This is a genomic window from Syntrophomonas palmitatica JCM 14374, assembly GCF_001311885.1.
In the GTDB taxonomy this organism is placed as follows: domain Bacteria; phylum Bacillota; class Syntrophomonadia; order Syntrophomonadales; family Syntrophomonadaceae; genus Syntrophomonas_A; species Syntrophomonas_A palmitatica.
Genome location: NZ_BBCE01000007.1, coordinates 21,364 through 43,764, shown reverse-complemented (window position 1 = coordinate 43,764; position 22,401 = coordinate 21,364). Strand labels below are relative to the sequence as shown.

26 protein-coding genes and 2 pseudogenes are annotated in these 22,401 nt (G+C 43.5%); all 28 read left to right on the top strand.

Annotated features, from left to right (window positions below):
- Nucleotides 1-49 precede the first annotated feature (49 nt).
- The 28 genes and pseudogenes from JCM14374_RS05275 to JCM14374_RS05140 all read left to right on the top strand — a co-directional run bounded on the left by JCM14374_RS05275 (nt 50) and on the right by JCM14374_RS05140 (nt 22,238).
- A complete protein-coding gene (locus tag JCM14374_RS05275; RefSeq protein ID WP_054694427.1) occupies nt 50-322 on the top strand; it encodes a flagellar basal body protein in 273 nt (90 codons plus the stop codon).
- A 5-nt stretch (nt 323-327) separates the two neighbouring features.
- Nucleotides 328-2,148 (top strand): flagellar hook-basal body complex protein, encoded by a 1,821-nt coding sequence (locus tag JCM14374_RS05270; protein WP_054694423.1) that lies wholly within the window; start codon nt 328-330, stop codon nt 2,146-2,148.
- Between the two features lie 61 nt (nt 2,149-2,209).
- Nucleotides 2,210-2,404, top strand: coding sequence for a flagellar FlbD family protein (locus tag JCM14374_RS05265; RefSeq protein WP_054694420.1), 195 nt, complete (start codon nt 2,210-2,212; stop codon nt 2,402-2,404).
- Between the two features lie 18 nt (nt 2,405-2,422).
- Nucleotides 2,423-2,890, top strand: coding sequence for a flagellar basal body-associated FliL family protein (locus JCM14374_RS05260; protein WP_054694417.1), 468 nt, complete (start codon nt 2,423-2,425; stop codon nt 2,888-2,890).
- Between the two features lie 27 nt (nt 2,891-2,917).
- The gene (fliM, locus tag JCM14374_RS05255) at nt 2,918-3,910 is read left to right on the top strand and encodes a flagellar motor switch protein FliM (RefSeq protein ID WP_054694414.1); all 993 of its coding nucleotides are present in this window, start codon (nt 2,918-2,920) and stop codon (nt 3,908-3,910) included.
- Nucleotides 3,903-5,081: a flagellar motor switch phosphatase FliY gene (gene fliY / locus JCM14374_RS05250; protein WP_054694410.1), complete on the top strand. Its 1,179-nt coding sequence runs from the start codon at nt 3,903-3,905 to the stop codon at nt 5,079-5,081. Before fliM ends, fliY begins: the two co-directional genes overlap by 8 nt.
- Nucleotides 5,082-5,102: 21 nt before the next feature.
- Nucleotides 5,103-5,465 (top strand): response regulator, encoded by a 363-nt coding sequence (locus JCM14374_RS05245; protein ID WP_054694407.1) that lies wholly within the window; start codon nt 5,103-5,105, stop codon nt 5,463-5,465.
- 22 nt (nt 5,466-5,487) lie between these two features.
- Nucleotides 5,488-5,730, top strand: a complete 243-nt coding sequence (locus JCM14374_RS05240) for a hypothetical protein (RefSeq protein ID WP_054694405.1) — start codon at nt 5,488-5,490, stop codon at nt 5,728-5,730.
- Between the two features lie 15 nt (nt 5,731-5,745).
- Nucleotides 5,746-6,117: a flagellar biosynthetic protein FliO gene (locus JCM14374_RS05235; RefSeq protein WP_054694402.1), complete on the top strand. Its 372-nt coding sequence runs from the start codon at nt 5,746-5,748 to the stop codon at nt 6,115-6,117.
- Nucleotides 6,110-6,880: a flagellar type III secretion system pore protein FliP gene (gene fliP, locus JCM14374_RS05230; RefSeq protein WP_054694400.1), complete on the top strand. Its 771-nt coding sequence runs from the start codon at nt 6,110-6,112 to the stop codon at nt 6,878-6,880. The genes JCM14374_RS05235 and fliP overlap by 8 nt, the downstream gene beginning before the upstream one ends.
- Nucleotides 6,881-7,085: 205 nt before the next feature.
- On the top strand, nt 7,086-7,367 hold the full coding sequence (fliQ, locus tag JCM14374_RS05225) for a flagellar biosynthesis protein FliQ (protein WP_439646065.1): 282 nt from the start codon (nt 7,086-7,088) through the stop codon (nt 7,365-7,367).
- Nucleotides 7,368-7,384: 17 nt separating this feature from the next.
- On the top strand, nt 7,385-8,152 hold the full coding sequence (gene fliR / locus JCM14374_RS05220) for a flagellar biosynthetic protein FliR (protein WP_054694393.1): 768 nt from the start codon (nt 7,385-7,387) through the stop codon (nt 8,150-8,152).
- 3 nt (nt 8,153-8,155) lie between these two features.
- Nucleotides 8,156-9,268, top strand: coding sequence for a flagellar biosynthesis protein FlhB (gene flhB / locus JCM14374_RS05215; protein ID WP_242848834.1), 1,113 nt, complete (start codon nt 8,156-8,158; stop codon nt 9,266-9,268).
- Nucleotides 9,269-9,315: 47 nt separating this feature from the next.
- A pseudogene (flhA, locus tag JCM14374_RS05210) lies at nt 9,316-11,387 on the top strand (flagellar biosynthesis protein FlhA).
- On the top strand, nt 11,341-11,823 hold the full coding sequence (locus tag JCM14374_RS05205; RefSeq protein ID WP_054694390.1) for a hypothetical protein: 483 nt from the start codon (nt 11,341-11,343) through the stop codon (nt 11,821-11,823). The pseudogene flhA and the gene JCM14374_RS05205 overlap by 47 nt, the downstream one beginning before the upstream one ends.
- A gap of 86 nt (nt 11,824-11,909) precedes the next feature.
- A complete protein-coding gene (locus JCM14374_RS05200; RefSeq protein ID WP_054694387.1) occupies nt 11,910-12,485 on the top strand; it encodes a flagellar biosynthesis protein FlhF in 576 nt (191 codons plus the stop codon).
- Nucleotides 12,482-13,390, top strand: a complete 909-nt coding sequence (locus JCM14374_RS05195; RefSeq protein WP_242848833.1) for a MinD/ParA family protein — start codon at nt 12,482-12,484, stop codon at nt 13,388-13,390. Before JCM14374_RS05200 ends, JCM14374_RS05195 begins: the two co-directional genes overlap by 4 nt.
- A 17-nt stretch (nt 13,391-13,407) precedes the next feature.
- Nucleotides 13,408-14,064: a flagellar brake protein gene (locus JCM14374_RS05190; RefSeq protein ID WP_054694384.1), complete on the top strand. Its 657-nt coding sequence runs from the start codon at nt 13,408-13,410 to the stop codon at nt 14,062-14,064.
- Between the two features lie 121 nt (nt 14,065-14,185).
- Nucleotides 14,186-14,311, top strand: a complete 126-nt coding sequence (locus JCM14374_RS15680) for a hypothetical protein (protein WP_369397305.1) — start codon at nt 14,186-14,188, stop codon at nt 14,309-14,311.
- A complete protein-coding gene (locus tag JCM14374_RS05185; RefSeq protein ID WP_369397304.1) occupies nt 14,311-15,252 on the top strand; it encodes a protein-glutamate methylesterase/protein-glutamine glutaminase in 942 nt (313 codons plus the stop codon). The genes JCM14374_RS15680 and JCM14374_RS05185 overlap by 1 nt, the downstream gene beginning before the upstream one ends.
- 44 nt (nt 15,253-15,296) lie before the next feature.
- Entirely contained in the window at nt 15,297-17,327 is a 2,031-nt protein-coding gene (locus tag JCM14374_RS05180; RefSeq protein WP_207641593.1) for a chemotaxis protein CheA, read from the top strand.
- An 18-nt stretch (nt 17,328-17,345) separates the two neighbouring features.
- Nucleotides 17,346-17,813 (top strand): chemotaxis protein CheW, encoded by a 468-nt coding sequence (locus tag JCM14374_RS05175; RefSeq protein WP_054694379.1) that lies wholly within the window; start codon nt 17,346-17,348, stop codon nt 17,811-17,813.
- A gap of 28 nt (nt 17,814-17,841) precedes the next feature.
- Nucleotides 17,842-18,468: a chemotaxis protein CheC gene (locus tag JCM14374_RS05170; protein WP_054694376.1), complete on the top strand. Its 627-nt coding sequence runs from the start codon at nt 17,842-17,844 to the stop codon at nt 18,466-18,468.
- On the top strand, nt 18,468-18,953 hold the full coding sequence (locus tag JCM14374_RS05165) for a chemotaxis protein CheD (RefSeq protein WP_054694373.1): 486 nt from the start codon (nt 18,468-18,470) through the stop codon (nt 18,951-18,953). The genes JCM14374_RS05170 and JCM14374_RS05165 overlap by 1 nt, the downstream gene beginning before the upstream one ends.
- A complete protein-coding gene (locus JCM14374_RS05160) occupies nt 18,954-19,727 on the top strand; it encodes a FliA/WhiG family RNA polymerase sigma factor (protein ID WP_054694370.1) in 774 nt (257 codons plus the stop codon).
- Between the two features lie 13 nt (nt 19,728-19,740).
- Nucleotides 19,741-21,137 (top strand): annotated as a pseudogene (locus JCM14374_RS05155) (flagellar assembly protein A).
- A gap of 18 nt (nt 21,138-21,155) precedes the next feature.
- Nucleotides 21,156-21,473 carry a hypothetical protein gene (locus JCM14374_RS05145; RefSeq protein WP_054694361.1) on the top strand — a complete coding sequence of 106 codons (318 nt, stop codon included), beginning with the start codon at nt 21,156-21,158 and terminating at the stop codon, nt 21,471-21,473.
- 93 nt (nt 21,474-21,566) lie between these two features.
- On the top strand, nt 21,567-22,238 hold the full coding sequence (locus JCM14374_RS05140; protein WP_054694358.1) for a translation initiation factor IF-2 N-terminal domain-containing protein: 672 nt from the start codon (nt 21,567-21,569) through the stop codon (nt 22,236-22,238).
- The last annotated feature ends 163 nt before the right edge of the window (nt 22,239-22,401 follow it).

Sequence of the window (22,401 nt, the reverse complement as noted above, 5' to 3'; positions counted from 1 at the left end):
AAACGATTGACGCATCCCGAATAAAGCTTAAAGGAGGTCATGATAAAATATGTTGCGTTCTATGTATTCGGGGGTTGCCGGTCTGCGCAACCACCAGACCAGAATGGACGTTATAGGAAATAATATTGCCAATATTAATACAACAGGTTATAAAAAGAGCCGGGTGGTCTTCAAAGACACCCTCTATCAAAGCATGCGCGGGGCTTCAGCTCCCAGCGGCAACATTGGCGGCACCAATCCTATGGGTGTAGGGTTGGGAGTAACTGTTGCCAGCATTGATCAAATTCATACCCTTCACCAACTACTTCCACAAGTAAGCTGACCGATTTGGCCATAGACGGCAACGGCTATTTTGTACTGGGTTCGGGAAATGAGCGGCTTTATACGCGGGCGGGGGCCTTCGATTTTGACACCCAGGGGAACTTTATCAGTACCGCGAACGGGTGGCATGTCATGGGCTGGAATGTTGATCCGACCACCTGGGAAGTAAATACCAGCGCGGTAGCAGCCCCCATAGTCATTCCAGAGACGCTCAGGGACTTGCCCCCCCAGGCAACTACAGAAGCTGAGTTCGGCGGCAACCTGGATGCCGAGATTGCATACAGCGAACCCCGCAATGAAAAACAGACATTGACCTTCAACGGCGCTACACTTTCCGGCCCGTCTGGGCGGACATTTACTTTAACCTATAACGGTGTTGCTACTGGAGAGATAACAGTGGCCGCTACCGGCGAAGCTACCGCTGCCGCCATTCAGAGTGCGCTAAATGATCCCGGTGTGTGCGGAGCCGGCAACACAAAGGTAACCTGGAACGGGCAGTGCTATGAAATAGAATTCCAGGGCGCCCTGGCCAGGACCAATATTGATCCGCCGCTTTCATGGACCGCAACTGCAACCGGTGGTGCTTGGGGAGCCGTCACTGGAGTAGTAGCCACACCTATCGAGGGGATTGCTCCCATGCGGGTATCACCCAATGAAATCCAGACCCTTGATTTAAGGCAGGCGACAAATGGGCAGTTCCAACTGCTATATGATGCCCCGCCCCTGGGAGGAGGAACAGTTTCCACTGTCGACATTGAATACAACGCTGCCGCTACTGATATTCAGAATGCCTTGACTGCTGCTGGGGTATGCGGAGCTAATAACGTAAGAGTTACTGAATCACTCGTTACCCCCCGCGTGTTTTCGATCGAGTTTACGGGTACCCTGGCCAACACCGATATACCGATTTTGGGATGGCAGCCTGGTACGACGCCTTTAACCGGCACTGCTTCCATCGTCAATCTGAATAACGGCGGTACGGTTGAATACCCTGCCGGTGTGGAAAATTCATGGGTTACCACGCAGGAGGTTTTTGATTCCCAGGGCAGAGCGGAGACCGTTTATTTCCGGTTCTTCAAATACGTGGTTTATACCCCTACTCCCGAAACCCGCTGGGCCTGCGATATTTCACGCGACCCCAAATTTGAAAAAGCGGACGGCTTCCATACCCTGACCAATTTCAAGACCCTTGATATTAATTACACCCCTAACACAACGACAACATCTCTTAGTTACAATACACCGGACGTATTGCGGGTTACCAATCTGCTCTTTGACAGCAAGGGCAAATTCCAGTGGCCTTACGACCCAGACAACCCGGGTGACCCCAGCGCCGCTCTCGTCAACTTGACTTTAGCCGCCCACGAAGTGGGCGCCGATGACATAGCATTTAATGTGGACTTTTCAAAACTAACTCAATATGCTTCCGATTCCTCCGCCAAAATTACTACTCAGGACGGATATAAGGCAGGAAAACTGAAGTCTTATACTATTGATACCAGAGGAAATATTGTGGGCGCATACGATAACGGGGTAAGCAAAACCTTGGCTGCCGTGGCAATGGCCAATTTTACCAATCCGGCGGGTATGCAACAAGTCGGCGGCACCCTGTTCAAAGAAACCGTTAATTCCGGTACGGCCAGTATTAGTGCGGCCGGCACCAACGGCATGGGGAATATTGCTCCCAGCAGCCTGGAGATGTCAAATGTGGACCTTTCCGAGGAATTTACGGATATGATCGTGACCCAGAGAGGATTCCAGGCCAATTCGCGTATCATAACCACATCCGATGAGATGCTGCAGGAACTGGTTAACCTGAAACGTTAGATTTAACTTTCCAGGGGGGGAGACAATTTCCTCCCCTGGGTAGTAAAATAGAGGTGAACAGATGATTTACCTTACCCGCCTGAATGGTGAAAGATTTGTCATAAATATCGATTTAATTGAAACCATCGAAGAAACACCTGACACAGTAGTTACGCTTACCACTGGCAAAAAGCTGCTGGTGAAGGAGTCCATACCGAGGATCAGGCAAGAAATTATTAAATTCAGGAAGCTATCATGTACTAATCTCAAAAAATAAGCCCGGGGGGGGATTGCGTTGGCAGAGGAGAAAGCTAATGAAACGGTAAAAGAAAAAGGCAGTTTTGATTTTAAAATAATTATTATAGGTCTGGTAATATTTCTTGTAGCCATGGGAGCTTCGTATTTTATCATGCGCAGCCTGATTGCGCCGCTGGTGCCCAAGGAGGAAGAAAAGGAAACCCTGACAGGAAACCTGGTGTCTGTAGGAGAATTTACTACGAATATTAATGATGAAGGAGGAACTCGCTTCCTCAAAGTTGAAGTATTTGTAGAAGTCTCCGATGAAAAGGTTCAGGAGGAAATAACCGTCTTCATGCCGGTTATAAAAGATACTATTTTAGGGATTCTGTCATCCCAGACCGTCAGCGATCTCGACCCGATTAACCGTGAGAAGCTCAAGGTTAAGATGAAAAAGAGCATCAATGCCAAGATTGGCAAGGATTTAGTCAAGGGTGTATATTTTACGAATTTCATTATGCAGTAGTTGAGTTGAAATAGAGGGGGGAGGCCAGTGAGCGAAGTACTCTCACAAAATGAGATAGATGCTTTGCTGTCTGCTCTCAGCAGCGGTTCGGTGGACGCCAATGAGTTGAAGGAAGAACAGACGCGCAAGAAGGTTAAGGTCTATGATTTCCGCCGGCCTAACAAGTTTTCCAAAGACCAGGTACATACACTGCAAGTTATATATGAGAATTATGCCCGTTCCCTGGGGACCTACCTCTCGGCTCAGTTGCGCGCGCCCGTACAGATCGAAGTTCTATCCGTGGAACAACTGACGTACGAGGAATTTATCAGATCTATTCCCAATCCCACTATACTGAATATTTTTTCACTCTACCCCCTGGAGGGAAGCGCGATAATGGAAATCAACCCCAATTTGGGCTTTGCCTTTCTTGACCGCCTGCTGGGCGGGCCTGGGTATGCTCCTGCTAAAATAAGGGCTTTGACCGAAATAGAATTAACGGTTGTAGAGCGCATTGCTCAGCGTATGCTGGACTATTTGCAGGAGCCCTGGGGCGGCATTATAGAAATGCAGCCTTACCTGGAAAGGGTGGAAACCAATCCTCAATTTACTCAACTGGTTTCCCCGAGTGAAATTATGATGATAGTATCATTGGAGACCCAGATGAGTGATGTTGTAGGTATGATGAATATTTGTATTCCGTTTTTGGTCTTAGAACCGATTCTGGATAAATTAAATGTGCATTATTATTATTCTTCCGCCAGTGCGAAATCGACACCGGAGAATGTGGAAACCATCAGACATAAACTGGAAAACAGCAAGGTCCCATTAAAGGTAATTTTGGGACACACTTCAATAACGGTTAAAGACCTGCTTGAATTAGCTCCGGGTGATATCGTACCCTTGGATAGAAATATCAGGCGGGAACTGGAAGTAGTGATCGGGCATCGCACAAAGTTTATGGGTCTGCCCGGTATATACGACAATAGGTATGCAGTGCAAATTTCCCAGGTAATGGAGGAGGGAAGCGAAGATGAATGACGGCATTTTATCTCAAGACGAAATAGATGCCCTGTTGAAAGGCGGAGGGGGTGACAGTACCCCTGGCGCTTCGGACTTGTCTGCAGAACTGAGTGATTTTGAAAAGGATACCCTGGGCGAAATAGGCAACATAACCATGGGTACTGCGGCAACTACATTATCCACTTTATTGAGAAAAAAGGTGTCTATTACCACACCTCAGGTTATGGTTATCTCAGGTCAACAGCTGGAAGATGATTATCCCCTGCCTTACGTAGTAGTTGAGGTGCAGTATACAGAGGGTTTAACCGGAACCAATGTCCTGGTAATAAAAGAAGAGGATGCTTGTATTATTGCTGATCTTATGATGGGCGGCGAAGGCATTTGTGAAACAACCGCTCTGGATGAGATTCACTTGAGCGCCGTGGGTGAAGCTATGAACCAGATGATGGGTTCAGCTACCACCAGTCTTTCATCTATGTTTAACCGGCGTATTGATATCGCGCCGCCGCATTTAACTTTAATGGATTTTGGCAAAGAACGATTACCCATATCCAGCAGCCATAAGGATCTGGTAAAAATTCAGTTTAAAATGGAAATTGAAGGCCTGGTAAATAGTGAGATCATGCAGATTATTCCCATGGAAGCGGTTAAAACCATGATTGATATGCTGATGGGAAATGCAGTGGAAGAGTCGGGGTTGGAAGGTTTACTGGAGACTCCTGTCCCGCCTGCTCCTCCCCAGGCTGTTTATACTCCGCCTCCAATAACGCAGACACCCGAGCCTCAGCCTTACTATAATGCTCCTCCAGCTCAAGCCTGGAATCAAGCAAGTTATGCTGAGGCGCCTTCAGGCGTTAAAAAGGCGCAGCAGTTTGCGGTACAGCCGGTACAATTTGCCCCCTTGCGTGAGGTGGAAATGGCCGGCGCACCTTCAAATATTGGCTTGATAATGGATGTGCCTTTGGATATTTCGGTTGAACTGGGCAAAACTCGCAAGACGATTAAGGAGGTTTTAGAACTTCACCAGGGTGCGATAATACAGCTGGACAGACTGGCCGGCGAACCGGTGGACCTGCTGGTTAATGGCAAGTTGATTGCCAAGGGTGAGGTCGTAGTTATTGATGAGAATTATGGTATTAGAATTACAGCTATTATTAGCCCAGCCGATAGGATGAACAAACTTCAATAGAAATGAATTAGGAGGGTAACGATGGCTAAATCGGTTCTGGTTGTGGATGACGCTGCGTTTATGAGGATGATGATTAAGGACATACTCTCAAAGAATGGTTACAATGTGGTAGGCGAAGCTGAAAATGGCGCTGTCGCGGTTGAAAAGTTCAAAGAACTCAAACCCGATCTGGTTACTATGGATATTACCATGCCGGATATGGATGGTATTGCTGCGGTTAAGGCCATCAAAGAGTTTGATCCTTCGGCGCGGATTATTATGTGCAGCGCTATGGGACAGCAGGCTATGGTAATTGACGCTATTCAGGCTGGAGCCCGGGATTTCATTGTAAAACCGTTTCAACCCGAACGGGTTATAGAAGCTGTAGGCAAAGCACTTGATTGATTATTCTTGGATGTGAAAAAACTTGCATTTATTTACCCGTAAAATCAGTCCAGTTTTTGTAATCCTATTGGCATTGTTTATAGTACAGCTAATGGGATCATGTGTACTGGCAGTAGACAATATCAATGACCTTAACCGGGCCTATGATCAGCAGGAAGCAGCAGCCGGCGGCGGAACCAACTTCTGGCTTGATCTGTTAAAATTAATAATTATTTTACTGCTTATTTTGGGGGCAGCCTGGTCTGTTATAAGGTTTTTGGGATAAAAGTCATCGCGGCGCATGCAGGGTAAATGGCTGCAAGTGGTTGATGAGGTGGCGTTGTCCAATAACCGGGGCATAGTTTTATGTAAAACCGGGGATAGAGTATATGCCCTGGGTATAACTGATCATAATATATCCTTGTTATTTGAACTTGATTCTGCTGCAGTGTTGGAGGAAATAGAACAATATAAACTGCCTGAGAACCAAACTGATTTGGATTCCTGGAAGGATTTCTTGTTTAGTATGTTTAAGAACCGCAAGATTGCGGATAAAAAAACAAATGAGTTTAAATGGCTCATGGAAGAGCAGGTGCAGCGTCTTGAGAAAATGAATCTTGAAGTCAGAGATGGGCGCACTGGTGGTGGTAAAATAAGTGACGACAATGAATAAACTTCGAAGCAATTACATATTGATACTATTTCTTGCGGTTTTTGCAGTACTGGCTGCAGCATTACCGGTTCAGGCTGAGCCACTGCAGATTCCGAATATTAATTTGCAGGTCGGCGATGCTGCCAATAATCCTGAGAATCTGTCCAATGCCTTGCAGATAATTATCCTTTTAACTATCTTGTCACTGGCTCCCGCCATTATGATAATGCTTACTTCGTTTACGCGTATTATCATAGTATTAGGTTTCATCCGCAGTTCCCTTGCTACGCAGCAAATGCCGCCCAACCAGGTTCTAATAGGGCTGGCTCTATTTCTTACCTTTTTTGTGATGGCCCCCACTTTTCAACAAGTGAATTCGCAGGCTTTGCAGCCATATTTAAACGGGAAAATAAGCCAGGAAACTGCCTATGATCGGGGCATAAAACCCTTGCGTCAATTTATGTTCAAACAAACCCGAGAAAAAGACCTGGCATTAATGGTTAAATTATCCCATAGAGCAAGGCCGCGAAATTTTTCCGACATACCCAATTATGTTTTAATACCGGCCTTTATAATCAGTGAATTAAAAACGGCTTTTCAAATTGGTTTCATAATTTTCGTGCCTTTCCTGGTAATTGATATGGTTATAGCGAGCGCTCTGATGTCCATGGGTATGATGATGCTGCCGCCCATGATGATATCACTGCCTTTTAAGATATTATTGTTTGTGTTGGTAGATGGATGGAACCTGGTTATCCAGTCCTTGATCCTGAGTTTTAAGTAAATTGAGACGCTGAATACGCGGAAGTTTATGACCTCAGCAGAAAGTACCTGAGAACACTTATTAATTTATATCAGGAAGGAAAATCTATCGCTTCCTGAAGGCAAAATGTTAATACCTGCAAATTAGCATATATAGAAATTAAAAACATTCAGCGTTATTTATAAAATTCTGGGTTTTCAGCGTCTTATTTAACCTATTGGGGAGGGTGAGTTTTTTGTACGATGATATTGTTATGGGAATAGCGACCCAGGCCGTAGTAACTACTCTTCTGGTATCTGCTCCCGTTCTTGGGGTCGCTCTGATAACCGGTTTATTAATCAGTATATTACAGGCCACTACACAGCTGCAGGAAATGACGCTGGTGTTTGTTCCGAAAATTGTTGTGGTATTATTGGTAGTACTTATTTTTGGCCCCTGGATGTTAAATGTTCTTACCTCTTTCATGCATAATTTATACGCCAGTATTCCGCATATGTTAGCATTATGACCATGGCAGGCTAGATCATGTCATTTACTGTATCCGGTTTTTTATTGTTGTTCTGTCGCCTCTCCGGCCTTTTTATAAGCGCTCCTGTTTTGAGCAGCCGTATGATGCCGGTTCGGGTCAAGATATTTACCATTGCAGCTCTGGCAGCGGTATTGTGTTATATAGTGCCTTTAAGCGAAGCCAGCCAGAAAATAAGTACGCCCGCGATGTTTATAGCGGCCTTGGTTTTGGAAATTGTGGTGGGATATACGATAGGCTTTGTAGCTTATGTAGCACTGGGCGCTATTCAGCTTGCCGGGCAGTTAATGGATATGCAAATGGGTTTTGCCATTGTTAATGTTGTGGACCCACAATCAGGTACACAAATACCCCTGATGGGCAATCTTACCCAGACCATAGCTTTGTTGATCTATTTGTCAATGAACGGACATCATTACTTATTGCAGGCTCTGGTCCAGAGTTATAAAGCGGTGCCGGTTTTGGGGTTTAGCATGTCCTCTGATTTAATGAAGCTGCTGACGGGGATTACCGTATATATGTTTATTATTGCTCTAAAAATAGCAGCTCCTTTGGTGATTGCCGTTCTTACTACTGATGTAGCCATGGGGTTTATTGCGCGCACCGTTCCGCAGATGAATGTGTTTCTGGTGGGAATGCCTATAAAAATTATGCTGGGTTTGGGGGCGCTCCTGGTTATGCTGCCCGTTTACATATGGGTTTTTGGTGAATTGTTTGTGCGATTTTTTGCTTACATTGACCAGCTTGTACTGGTAATGGGGTTGTAGCTGTTGATTGACGAAACGTTGATGGCTTTTATTTTTAACCTGCAGCTTTTCGCTGAAGGCGACGGCGGGGAAAAAACCGAACAAGCTACTCCGCGGCGCCGTGAAGAGGCACGCAAAAAGGGACAGGTATTCAAGAGCACCGACCTGAATTCGGCAGTAATTTTATTAGCCGGTTCAGTAGGTCTGTTAATGACATTTAACTACGCTGTTGAGAGTCTCAAGGCTTTTACCTCTCTGTATATACTGGATCGCAGTCTTCAGGATTTCAGCAACCAGTACGCCTGCGACCTTTTAATAGAAGTACTGACCCTAATGGCCCAAATACTGATGCCGGTTTTGCTCAGCACTTTTATCGCGGCATTTTTAATCAGCTATTTGCAGGTAGGGTCCGTATTCAGCAGTGAGGCCCTTACCCCAAAATTTGAACGTTTAAATCCCATTGAAGGTTTTAAACGGGTTTTTTCCCGGCGGGCTTTAATGGAATTAGCAAAGTCTCTATTCAAGGTAACAGTCACCGGTTACATAGTATATACGGTAATAAAAAAATACTACTACCTGTTCCCGCGCTTTGTAGACATGGAACTGGCAGCCATAGTAAAAAACCTGGGTAATATTTTTTTCGAAATGGCCCTTAAAGTTGGAATCGCGTTTATTATTTTAGGCATTATCGACTATCTGTACCAGTGGTATGAACACGAGAAATCTCTTAAGATGAGCAAGCATGAGATTAAACAGGAATACAAGCAGACCGAAGGAGATCCTTTGATAAAATCCCGGCAAAGGCAGATTCAAAGGGAATTTGCCACCAAACGCATGATGGCTGAAGTTCCTCATGCCGATGTGGTTATTACCAACCCCACCCACTTTGCCGTGGCTTTAAAATATGAGCTCAAGACGATGGAAGCCCCGGTCGTAATTGCCAGGGGACAGGATTTTGTAGCTTTAAGAATAAAGGAAATTGCTCGTGAGAACGGGGTAACTGTTGTAGAAAACCCTGTTTTGGCACGTACACTCTATTATAGCACCGATATTGGCGATTTGATTCCTGAAGATCTTTACCAGGCAGTTGCAGAAATATTGGCCTTTGTGTTCAAACAGAAGAGAATTGTTCTGTAGACGGAGGATGGAAGATGCAGGATAGGGCATCCTGGCTGGGCAAAATAATGGATCACAGCGATGTGCTCATCGCTTTACTGGTGGTCTGCATAGTAATGATGATGCTTATACCTATGAGTACGGTTCTGCTTGATATTCTCCTGACTTTTAATATAAGCTTTGCCTTGATAATTTTAATGGTTTCGACTTTAAATACCGACCCTCTCGATTTTTCAGTTTTTCCCGCCCTCTTACTGGTAATGACCCTGTTTCGCTTATCACTGAACATATCATCCACACGCCTTATCTTGTTGAATGCCGAGGCGGGCGAAGTGATCGCTTCATTTGGTTCTTTTGTGGTAGGCGGTAATATGGTGGTCGGATTGATTATTTTTCTGATTCTGGTGGTAATCCAATTTATCGTCATAACCAGAGGAGCTGAGAGAGTATCTGAAGTTGGAGCCCGCTTTACACTGGATGCCATGCCCGGTAAACAAATGGCTATCGATGCTGACCTGAACGCAGGATTGATTAACGAACAAGCCGCCCGCGAACGTCGTCAAAAGATTCAACAGGAGGCTGATTTCTATGGAGCTATGGATGGTGCCAGCAAATTTGTAAAAGGGGACGCTATAGCTGGAATACTTATCATCATCATTAATATAATAGGCGGGTTTATTATTGGCATTTCACAAAAGGGTTACACCATGGCTGAAGCTATGCAGGTGTATACCATATTAACGGTTGGTGATGGTTTGGTCACCCAGATACCAGCGTTACTTATCTCTACCGCTACCGGTATTGTTGTTACCCGCAGCGCGGCTAAAACTACTCTGGGCAGCGAATTGACCAGCCAGCTTTTTAGTTATCCCAAAGCCCTGGGCCTGGCGGCTGTTATCCTGGTTATAATGGGGAGCATTGGTTTGCCGCGTTTACCCATGTATTCGCTGGCAGCCTTTTTTGGCCTGCTGTTTTTTGCGTTTAAAGGTTCAACGCAGAAGTAGTGCCTGAAGCAGATCAGGAAGAAATGGTAGAAGCGGAGTCGATAAAGAAATCTGAGAATGTGGTTGAGTTGCTGCAGGTAGAAAAAATGGAGATGGAACTTGGTTATGCTCTGATTCCATTAGTTGACGCCGAACAGGGAGGGGACCTGTTAGATCGTATTGTTATGATACGGCGCCAGTGTGCGGTAGAATTAGGTTTTGTAGTGCCTCCTATACGGATTCGCGATAATATGCAGCTAAAACCCAATAATTATGTAATAAAAATTAAAGGGGTTGAAATCGCTGCCGGTGAATTAATACTTGACAACTATCTAACCATCGGCCCCGGCATCGAAAATGATACTGAACTCCCGGGAATAGACACCCTGGAACCGGCTTTCACCTTGCCGGCCCGGTGGATTGACGCCAGTGATAAAGAAAAGGCAGAATTGAAGGGTTATACAGTAGTAGATCCGCCTTCAGTGCTGGCAACTCATTTAACATCAGTTATTAAAGCGCATGCTTTTGAACTGCTGGGCCGACAAGAGGTCCAAAACACTCTGAACTTTATCAAAGAACAAAATCAAGCGGTGGTGGATGAACTAATACCTGACCTGATGAATATCGGCGATGTTCAGCGGGTAATGGCGAATCTGCTCAAAGAACTTGTTTCGATACGTGATATGGTCAGCATTTTAGAGACCCTGGCTGACTATGCCAAGATAACGCGGGATCCAGATGTTTTAACTGAATATGTGCGTCAGTCATTAAAGAGGCAAATTAGTCGGCAATTTGTTGGCAACGACAATTCCCTGACAGTTCTTACCCTGGACCCCGTATTAGAGGAACAATTGCGCGAATCCATACAACAGACTGAATTTGGTTCCTATCTGGCTCTAGATCCTGATACTGCCCAGCGCTTAATTGATAACCTGAGTCTTAAACAGCAGGAGTTGACAGCCCGAGGTATTACGCCAATTGTGCTTTGCGCTCCAGTAATGCGTATTTATTTTAAACGCTTGATAGATCGCTTTATTTCCAATCTGATTGTTCTCTCCTATAACGAAATTGATACTGATGTCAGAGTTGAAGTGTGGGGATGGTGTCAGCATGAAGATAAAAAAATTCGTGGCCCGGGATTTTCAAGCCGCCATTAAACAGGCCAAGGCGGAAATGGGCGGCGAAGCTATCATTTTACATAGCCGTCAGGTGAAGAAACGCGGTTTGTTGGCCTGGTTCTCCGCGCCGTATGTAGAAATAACCGTAGCTATAGATAATGATTTAATGGTCAATAGTGATCGCTACCGCAAAAAGACTCCGCCGCCAGAGGATAATGCAGATGCAGCTAATAATGTTAAACCGGAAAGAGATGAAGAATTACTGCTGGAATTGCGCAGTATGAAAAATCTGATTACTGATTTGAAATCCAGAATGTATGAACTTGAAAGAATAGGCGGTATGTCGGAACAACTGCAGGTCTTATATGAGATTCTTACTGAAAATCATGTGGATCGTGAAATTGCTTTAAATATAGTTTCAAGCGTGGCATCAACCTGGCAGCGGAAACTGATGCGGCTGAAGATAGAATCATAGAATTATTCGTATCTGCTATACAGGGATATATAAACTGTATCAGTCCGATTACAATTAATTCTGATCGTAAAGGGACTATTGTATTTTTGGTCGGTCCTACAGGGGTGGGAAAAACAACCACAATAGCTAAATTGGCCGCAAACATGACTTTTCTGGAAAATCGAGATATCGGATTAATCACTCTGGATACCTATCGTATTTCCGCTGCGGAACAATTACGCACCTTTGCTGAAATTATAGGCATATCCATAAGTGTGGTATTTAACCCTGCCGACCTATGTCACGCTATTGATAAATTTAAAAATAAAGATTTAATATTTGTTGATACTGCCGGCAGAAGTCCATATAACCGCCAACAAATGGAGGAATTAAAGGAATTTGTGCAGGTTGCCAAACCCGATGAAACCATATTGGTTTTAAGCATTACCACTGAGAGCAGTGACCTGATTAATATGTACCAGGAATTTTCCACCGTAGGCATTGATAAGGTTATATTTACCAAATTGGATGAGACCCGTCATTATGGACCCATAATAAATGTTATTCAAGAAATAAACAAACCCATTGCTTACTTTACTACCGGGCAAAATGTGCCAGATGACATTGAAGTTCCAAACAGCTTTAAACTTGCTCATTTGCTGTTAAGAAGGGATGGGGCATGATGATGAACGACCAGGCTGATAAATTGAGGGAAATGGCTCTGAATGTAAAACAACAAATAGAAAATGAATTAATCAATGAACTTAAGCTAACCCGGGTCATTGTTATCAGCAGCGGCAAAGGAGGAGTAGGCAAAAGCACGCTGGCTCTGAATATATCCTTAAGTCTCTGCAACCGTGGTAAAAAAGTGATTTTAATGGATGCTGATTTGGGCATGGCTAACATAGATATTATGTTGGGGTTAACACCTCAATACAATATTAATCATATGCTTCAAGGTCAGAAGAGTTTAAAAGATATTATAATAACCGGGCCGCAGGGCATGGCAGTTATTCCAGGCGGCTCGGGAATGGCCGAATTAGCTAATCTTACCACCAGCGAACTCAAGAAAATAATGATTGAATTAGGAAAACTCGATGGTGAATATGATTATATGGTTATAGATACCGGCGCCGGAATATCCCGAAATGTTCTCACATTCCTGCTGGCCGCTGATGATGTAGTAATCGTTACCACTCCTGAACCTACAGCGTTAACGGATGCTTATGGGGTAGTAAAAGCGATAGCACGTCAATCCGCTTCCAAGAGTATTTACCTGGTGGTAAACCGGGTGAATGAAAATGCTGAAGGCATTATGGTGGCGGAAAAATTTAAGCTGGTTTGTTCGAAGTTTCTTAACCTCGATATCAAGATACTGGGCCATGTTGTAAATGAATCAATGGTAGGCGCGGGAATTAGAAATCAGCAAGCGTTTATTCAGATGTTTCCAGGAAACATTGCCGCCAAAAATATAAATAACATTGCCAATAATCTGATGAACACAGATTTTAAGAGCGGAGCCAATAGTGGTACCAGCAGCGGGGGAATAAGAAAGTTCTTCCGGCGCGTAGTCGGTCTGGCAAAATAAAATGAGTGGAGGATCACATGAAACCCGAAGATATAAAAGTTAATCAGTTGCTGGAAATTGAGGTTGAAGGAGAAAAACAACGATTGCCCAGCCGGGTGGAGGAAATTAAAGACAATTATCTTTATATATCCATGCCTATGCGCAAAGGCGCGTTGGTTCCTTTGTGGCCGGGTCAGGATATCAAACTGATTTTCCGCGACCGCTATAGTATTGTAGGAGGAAATTCCAAGGTCGTTAGCAGGCGCCGCGATCCGCTTCCGCATCTGGTAGTCAGTAAACCTGACAGTTTATTCCCGGTTAATCAGAAAAGAGAATATGTCCGTTTGCAGGTTACGCTTCCGGTTCGTTTTCGTATCCTGAATGATGAAAATAAAGATGAAAACCAGGAGGATATCATCTATCAAGGTACTACCATTGATATCAGCGCAGGGGGGTTGTTGATAAACACTCGGGCTTTCTTGCAAAAAGACCAGCTGATTGAATTAGAACTGCAATTACCCGGGCAGGATTCTGTTTATTGCAAATCACGTATTATCAGGGTTTGGGATCGTAAACGAGAGAATGATGATTTCCGTGTCGCCATTGAATTTGATAATATTACCGACCGGCAAAAAGACAAGATATTCAAGTTCATCTTTCAAAAACAACGCGAGTGGATTAAAAAGGGTTTATAAATTAATCGGCATATTTAACACGTGTATTTTATTAATTTGAATATAAATATGTGCCTAAACGGTCCCAATTATTACATATAAATGATACTAAAGGCCACATTACAGTGAACGGAGGGTATGAATGGCTGCAGCAAAGGTTCTGGTAGTTGATGATTCTGCTTTTATGCGTAAAGTTATATCTGATATTATTAACCAGAGCCTGATTTGGAGGTTATTGGCACTGCCAGGGATGGCAATGATGCTCTAATGAAAATTAACGAACTTGATCCTGATGTGGTTACCATGGATGTAGAAATGCCGCATATGGATGGTTTGAGCGCGCTGGAGAAGATCATGCGCGAACATCCGCTGCCAGTGATAATGTTAAGCAGTTTGACCAAAAACGGGGCAGATCAAACCCTCCGCGCTCTTCAGCTGGGAGCGGTTGATTTTATTCCCAAGCCATCGGGTTCAATATCTCTGGATATTGATAAAGTTAGAGATGAAATTGTAGGGAAAATTAGGATTGCAGCAGGAGCTAGAAAAAAACTGCAGAATTTAAATATAGTAAGTGAACCTGGCCTGACAAGACCAAAGATTACCAATAAAATCTCCGGAACAGTTCAAGAGTTGAATCAGCTTATACTAATAGGGACTTCTACAGGCGGTCCCAAGGCTTTATACCAGCTAATTCCGCGTTTACCAGCAGATATAAAGGCAGGTATACTGGTAGTACAACATATGCCGCCCGGTTTCACACGTTCTCTGGCCGAAAGGCTGGATGTACTGTCCCAGGTTCATGTGAAGGAAGCGGAACAGGGCGAAAAGGTTTTACCCGGTACGGTCTATATTGCTCCCGGTGATTATCACTTAAAGGTACGTTCTAAAAACGGTATGGGTGGATTATCTCTTTGGGTAGAGTTAGACCAATCTCCGCCACGGGGGGGATTACGTCCTGCAGTTGATGTCATGCTTGAATCAGTGGCTCGCGAATTCTGGTCTAATATGGTTTGTGTAATTATGACAGGAATGGGACATGACGGAGCTGCAGGGCTTCCGCTGTTAAAGCAGCGCGGCGCCAAGATTATCGCAGAAGATCAATCTACTTGTATCGTGTATGGCATGCCCAAAGCGGCTGTGGAAACCGGCCTCGTAGATAAGGTTGTGCCGCTTACCATCATGCACCATGAAATACTAAAATATGTTTAAACATAAACAAGAGGCTATATAAGTAACTTTTGGGAGTTGATAAAATGAAGATGGATATGACCCAGTATCTGGATGTGTTCCTGGAAGAAAGTAAAGAACACTTATCCAGTCTAAATCAAAGATTGTTGGAACTGGAGAAAGAACCAGCCAACATGGGCGCATTAAATGAGATCTTTCGCGCCGCCCACACTCTCAAAGGTATGTCATCTACTATGGGTTTTGATGATTTAGCTGATTTAACCCACCATATGGAAAATGTCTTGTCTGATTTAAAAGAAGGACTAATGCCGGTTAATATTGCAATAATTGATGTTATATTTAAGTGCTTTGACCGCATCCAATCCATGGTGGAAAAGATAGAAAATGAAGGTTCGGGAGAGATGGATAATCAAGACCTTATCCTGGCGCTGGACAATATTAAGTTTGGCAGCTATGAAGCTGCCGGGGCGGCAGAATGTAAAATATTAGACGCAGAACCCCCGGCTGCCGCTGATATTATGGAATATAGCCACAGCGCTTTTGAGTTTAATGAGTATGATATTACGATTATGAAGGAAGCTGAAAGCCGGAATTTTAAAGTTTTTTACATAAAAATGGGTATAGAAAAAGATTGTTTAATGAAATCAGTACGTGCTTTTATGGCATTTAAAGCCCTGGAAGAAGACGGAGAGATAATCAAATCAATTCCTTCGGCTCAGGAACTGGACGAAGGGCGTTTTGAAGATAGTTTTGAATTGTTTTTAATATCTCCGGCCGCATTGACGGAATTAAAAAAGAAGCTGGAAAATATATTAGAACTCTACATAATTACTATTGAAGAAATTGATATAAAGGCGTTGAATGCTTCAAGCCAGACTTCGGTTCCGACGGGACCGGTGGAAATACAAGGTCAGACTGCTGACAATAATGATAATAAAAAAACCAACCATAAGGTTAAACAAACTGTCAGGGTAGACATAGAACGGTTGGATAATCTTATGAATTTAGTCGGCGAACTGGTTATGCATAAAGGCCGTTTGGAACAGATAGGGGCTACCCGCAAAATTACCGAATTAAACGAAACCATGGAGCAAATAGATCGCATAACTACAGACTTGCAATCAGTTGTTATGAAAGTTCGCATGGTTCCAATTGAACAGGTTTTTAACCGTTTTCCCCGTATGGTAAGAGATCTGGCTAAAGAATTGAATAAAGAAGTAGATTTTCTGATTGAAGGCAAGGAAACTGAATTAGACCGAACCGTAATCGATGAAATAGGCGATCCCCTGGTCCATCTTCTGCGCAATGCCCTGGACCACGGCCTGGAATCCCCCGAAGAAAGGCTCAAGAAAGGCAAACCTTCCCAGGGTACGGTAATGCTGAGGGCCAGGCATGAAGGCAACAATGTTTATATTGAGGTTGAGGATGACGGCGCGGGGATAGATATCAAAAGGGTATTGGAAAAAGCAGTAGAAAAGGGTATCCTCAGTAGTAAAGAAGCGGAATTGATGAGCCGCGAGGAAGCTATTGACCTGCTGTTTCATCCGGGATTCAGTACGGCTAAAATCGTTACCGATGTATCCGGACGCGGAGTAGGGCTTGATGTAGTCAAAACTAAAATCGAAGCCCTTAGCGGGGAAATATTTGTTGATTCCAGGCTTGGTCAAGGTACCCGTTTTAAGATTAAATTGCCGCTTACTTTGGCTATAATACAGGCATTAATGGTTTCTGTCCAGGATGAAGTCTATGCAGTTCCTCTGAGTTCTGTAGATGAAACTACCATGATCAAATCCAGCGATATAAAAATGATCCAAAACCAGGAAGTCATTATGTTAAGAGGGACTGTATTACCATTATATCGTCTGGGATATCTGCTTGAAGCAACAAGTAACAATGATAGTGATGAGATGTATGTAGTGGTGGTACGCAAAGCCGAAAAACAGATTGGGCTGGTGGTTGACACCCTGATTGGCCAGCAGGAAATAGTAATTAAATCTCTTGGTAAACTTCTGGCTGGAATTCCAGGACTGGCAGGAGCTATCGTTTCCGGAGACGGCAACGTTAGACTTATTCTCGATATAGCCACTTTGTTTTAAAGGGGAGGTGTGTTTAACATGGAAGATATGCTGAGTCTCCGTTTTCAGAATTCAGTTTCCAGCGGCAATGAAATTCAAGTCGTAGCTTTTCAGTTAGGAAAAGAGGAATATGCGGTTGATATTTTAAACGTACAGGAAATAAACCGCTTGTTAAATATAACCCGCGTACCCAGAGCAGAAAAGCATATTGACGGTGTTATCAATTTAAGGGGCAACATCATCCCGGTTATCAACTTGCATAAGAAGTTTAATTTGCAGTCCTCGGGCAATGAAGAAGATAAACGCATAATAGTATTTGAATTTGAAGACGTAAAGGCTGGAATCATAGTTGATGAGGTTTCGGAAGTATTGCGTTTGAATACTGCAGATATTGAAGCTACAGACAGGGTTTATAATTCTATTAACGCTGACCACATAAAAGGCATAGCCAAGGTGCAGGAGCGTCTGCTTATATTACTGGATCTGCAGAAAATATTGGACTTATAGTTATGGGTCCTCGGGTAGGTGAACCACGGTGGTAAATGACTTTAGTGAATTATCTGGCATGCAAATGGATGCCCTGAAAGAAATCGGGAACATTGGCGCTGGCAATGCGGCAACCGCTCTGGCGCAGATGTTAAGCGCCAAAATTGATATGACGGTTCCCAAAGTAAACATCCTTCCTTTTGCTGAGGTTCCTGAATTAATTGGCGGAGCCGACAGTCATGTCGCGGGCATATATTTCAATGTTACCGGCGGTGCTCCCACCAATATTCTTTTTATTCTTTCAGTTGAAAAGGCATGTTTGTTAATTGATATGCTTTTGGGGCGTTCTATGGGAGAAACCAGGGTCGAGTCCTTGGATGACATGGAAATGTCTGCCATGATGGAACTGGGTAATATATTATCCGCTACGTATTTAAATGCTTTATCCATGTTTACCAACATAAGCTTTATTCCTTCAGTTCCGGCTTTGGGAATTGATATGGCGGGAGCAGTGCTTGATGCCATTTTAGCGCAATTTGGTGAAGTAGCTGATCATGTTCTGGTTCTGGAAACCGACTTCACCAAAGAAGACCAGGAAGTAGTAGGACATTTTTTCCTATTACCTGAACCGGGTTCCCTGAACACAATTTTAACAGCGCTTGGGGTGAATTACTAATGGCCAGTATTATCCAGGTAGGAATGGCTGATTTAAAGTTGGCCAGGGCGCCGGACAAGTTAATGACTGCGGGGCTCGGTTCCTGCATAGGTATTTGTATCATTGACCGGTCCATTAAGTTGGCTTGTTTGGCCCATATTATGCTGCCGTCAAGTGAACAGGCTAAAAATCCTGAAAATAAGGCCAAGTTTGCAGATTCAGCTTTGGAAGTAGTATTGGAGGAAATGACTAAAGCCGGGGCTTCCCGGGCACGCTTGCAGGCTAAGATAGCAGGCGGAGCGCAAATGTTTAAATTCTCCGGGGAAAGCGACATCATGAAAATTGGCGAACGCAACGGCCTGGCAGTTGAAGCCAATTTAAGCAAACATAAGATACCTCTGCTCGCCAAAGATACCGGTGGCAACTATGGCCGCACCATAACCTTTGATCCGGAGACAGGTGATCTATTGGTGCGAACAATAGGACACGGGGAGAGAATAATTTAGATGAAGACAGATATGAGCATGACCTGGGTGCAATATAAAGAAAATGATGATTTAGAGGCCCGGGATGAATTGATAATCCATTATGCTCATCTGGTTAAATATGTAGCCAGCAGGCTGGCTATAAATCTATCTTCGGTAGTAGAACTTGATGAACTTATATCATACGGTATAGAAGGATTAATTGACGCGATTGAGAAATTTGATCATAAAAGAAACGTAAAATTTGAAACCTACGCTATAACGAGAATAAGGGGTTCGGTAATTGACGGATTGCGAGCTATGGACTGGGTACCGGTTTCAATACGCCAGAAGAGCAAGGAGTTGGAGAAGGTATATTGTGAATTGGAATCCAGATTGGGCAGAGCTGCCAGTGATGCTGAAGTGGCAGCGGAGATGGGCATTACAACGCAGGCTTTGTCAGGGTTATTAAGAGAAGTAGCTGCGAATACGATAATATCATTGGATGATTTTCTTCCCGGAGAAGAAGGGGATGCAAGGAAAAAAAGGGTTTTAGATTTACTGGAAGATCATAAAGCCACTGATGCCTTGGAATTGATGGAACTGGCTGAGGTAAAAGAAATCCTGACCAGGTCTATATCCCGTTTGCCGGATAAAGAAAAGACGGTAGTCTATTTGTATTATTACGAAGGATTAACATTGAAGGAAATAGGAGCAGTACTGCAATTATCTGAATCCAGGATATCACAATTACATACCAAAGCTATTCTCAGACTTCGCGGCAGCCTTAGCAAAAAGAAATATATCATGGTGTAAAGGAGGGAAATTAATGGCAGATAATGACAATTCAGCTGCGGTAAAGGTTACTATAGAAAAGGATAAATTAAAAGCTTATGTAGAAGTATTCCCTCCGGGCGAAGGCGGTAAAACATACTCTGTGCAGGAAATAAGGCAAATATTGAATGATCATGGGGTAGTTTTTGGCATTGATGACAACCGGATAATGGAAGCCTTGCAGCCCCAGAATTTAGGCTATAAAATAATGGTCGCAGAAGGAAATCCGCCGGTTGACGGTAAAGATGGTCAGATAATAAACAAGTTTTCGCTTTCCGGGGAAGGCGGACCTAAAATTGATGAAAAAGGCAATGTTGATTATTTTGACCTGGGCTTAATACATAATGTCAAAGCCGGAGAACTACTAGCAGAACGTATTCCTCCCACAGAAGGAACTCCCGGGCAGGCAGTGACCGGCGAAGAAATTCCTGCCCGCCGCGGTAAAGATTTTAAGCTCCTGCGAGGCAGCAACACTGTTATCAACCAGGATGAGACTCAGCTATATGCTGTTATCGATGGGCACGTTAGTATCATTGGCAATAAAATAGCTGTAAACCCGGTGTACAAAGTAAATGGAAATGTAGATTATTCTACCGGTAATATTGATTTTATTGGCAATGTAGTTATCAGCGGCAATATAGTATCCGGTTTCAAGGTTCAAGCCGGCGGTGATATAGAGGTAAATGGTTTTATCGAAGGCGCCGAAGTATATGCTAATGGCAGTGTCATTGTAAAAGGCGGTATTGCTGGCGGAAACAAAGGAAAAGTGTCAGCCGGTGAAAATGTGGTAGCCAAATTTATTGAAAACAGTAATGTGGAGTCCGGCCGCGATATTCTGGTCAAGGACGCCATTATGCAGTCGTTTTTAAAGGCTGGGGGCAGTGTTAAGGTAGATGGAAGCAAGGCCATCATCGTTGGCGGCCTAATTCAGGCAACTCACGAGGTGGAATCTAAAGTAATGGGTTCCCAATTGGCTACGCAGACAATTATTGAAGTAGGAGTAAACCCGAAACTTCGGATGAATATCAGCAGCTCATTAAGGTCAGAGCTGAGAAGAAAAAACTTCTGGAAAAGCTTAACCAAAACGTACAGGCTTTTCAACGCGGCGGTATCAATATTGAGAATCTGAGTGACCAGAAAAAACAGGATCTCTTGAAAATGTTGGATTTTTTCAAGGCACTGCATCAAGAAGTCAGTCAAATGGAGAAACGCATTGTATTTCTTGAAGGGGAGTTTCAGCGTACCCAGTCTGCTAAAGTCAGGGTGAAAGAGACGGTATACCCAGGAGTAAGAGTAAGTATTGGGCAGTCAATATACATAGTTAATGACGCCATAAAATATTGCGAATTTATTCTGTCCAATGGAGAAGTAAGGATGACTTCCTTGCGTTAATTTCAAGGGGATGGTTAAATGACGATCAGAAGTGTGGATATGCAGGTTCTGGTGCAGAAGATGGGTGATGTAACCCGCGTGCAGCAAGCTCAGCAGAGCGACCATCAAAACCGACAACAGGAATTCATCCAAAATATAAACGTACAAAATGAAAGAATTGCCCACAGCGTAGACAAACCTTTACGCAATGAATCCAAGCTGGTACACGAAAAGGAAGAACAAGAAAAAGGATCAAAAAGCAAATCCCAAAAAAGAGGAAAAGAAGAAGAAGAAGAGAATAAGAAAAAAGGTGAAGCCCAAAAAGGCTCGGATCACCTGCTGGACATAATTATATAATGTCTGGCAGAAATAGTATGGTGGGGGTGAACAGCCATTTCAGCGGGTCTTATTCTGTTTTTAATAGTTTTTATTTGTGGCAGCTTTTTCTATTTGGCATATAAGAAAAATATCTGGGAACAGTTTTTTCAAGAATTCCGCAGCACAATAGATGAGGCTCATCTGGTTAAAGAAGATTTGGACAAGCTCATGGAAAAAAGCCTGGAAGTCTCCATGACGGTTGTAGACAGGATAGATAATAGTATTAATGAATTAAGTTCCTGGCAGGAAAAGGCTCATGAAGCTCAAAACCTGGTGCAGCAACAGGTTAAAGCACAAAATGCGGTTATAGACAAAATAGAAGACAATAAAGAACAGCCCGTTGTTTTTTCAGGTAAGATTAGAGTGTACGAGTTAGCCAGAGAATTGAATATGAATAGCCGTATGTTAATTAAACATATTAACGCTTTGGGTTTCAATATTTCCAATCCACTTAATGGCTTGGACGCAGATACTGTAACAGCGATTAGAAAAGGATTACAGAATTTATCTGCAGACAGCGGAACAGAGGGTAAATTAATCCCATTGCCAGGCAGACAAAATGAAACGCACGATGCTAATAATAATGATACGGATGATTTGCGTGGTGCCCATCCTTATATTGCCGTTAGGACGCTTTTTGAACAGGGATATGCGATCAGAGATATTGCTAAAATGTTAGGCAGGGGTCAGGGAGAGGTTAGCCTCATACTTAATTTAATCAATAAAAAAAGGGCTTCAGTATAAACAAAGGAAACCGTAAAGGTTTCTTTATTTTTTGTCAGGGGATATTGCAATAAGCCGACTTGCCAAGGAAACCGAAATTATGTTATATTATCCTTTGGTAATTACACACGCGGCTGGACCTTTTAAAGGGTGCTGTTTAACAGTTTTTAAAAGGGATGATAGC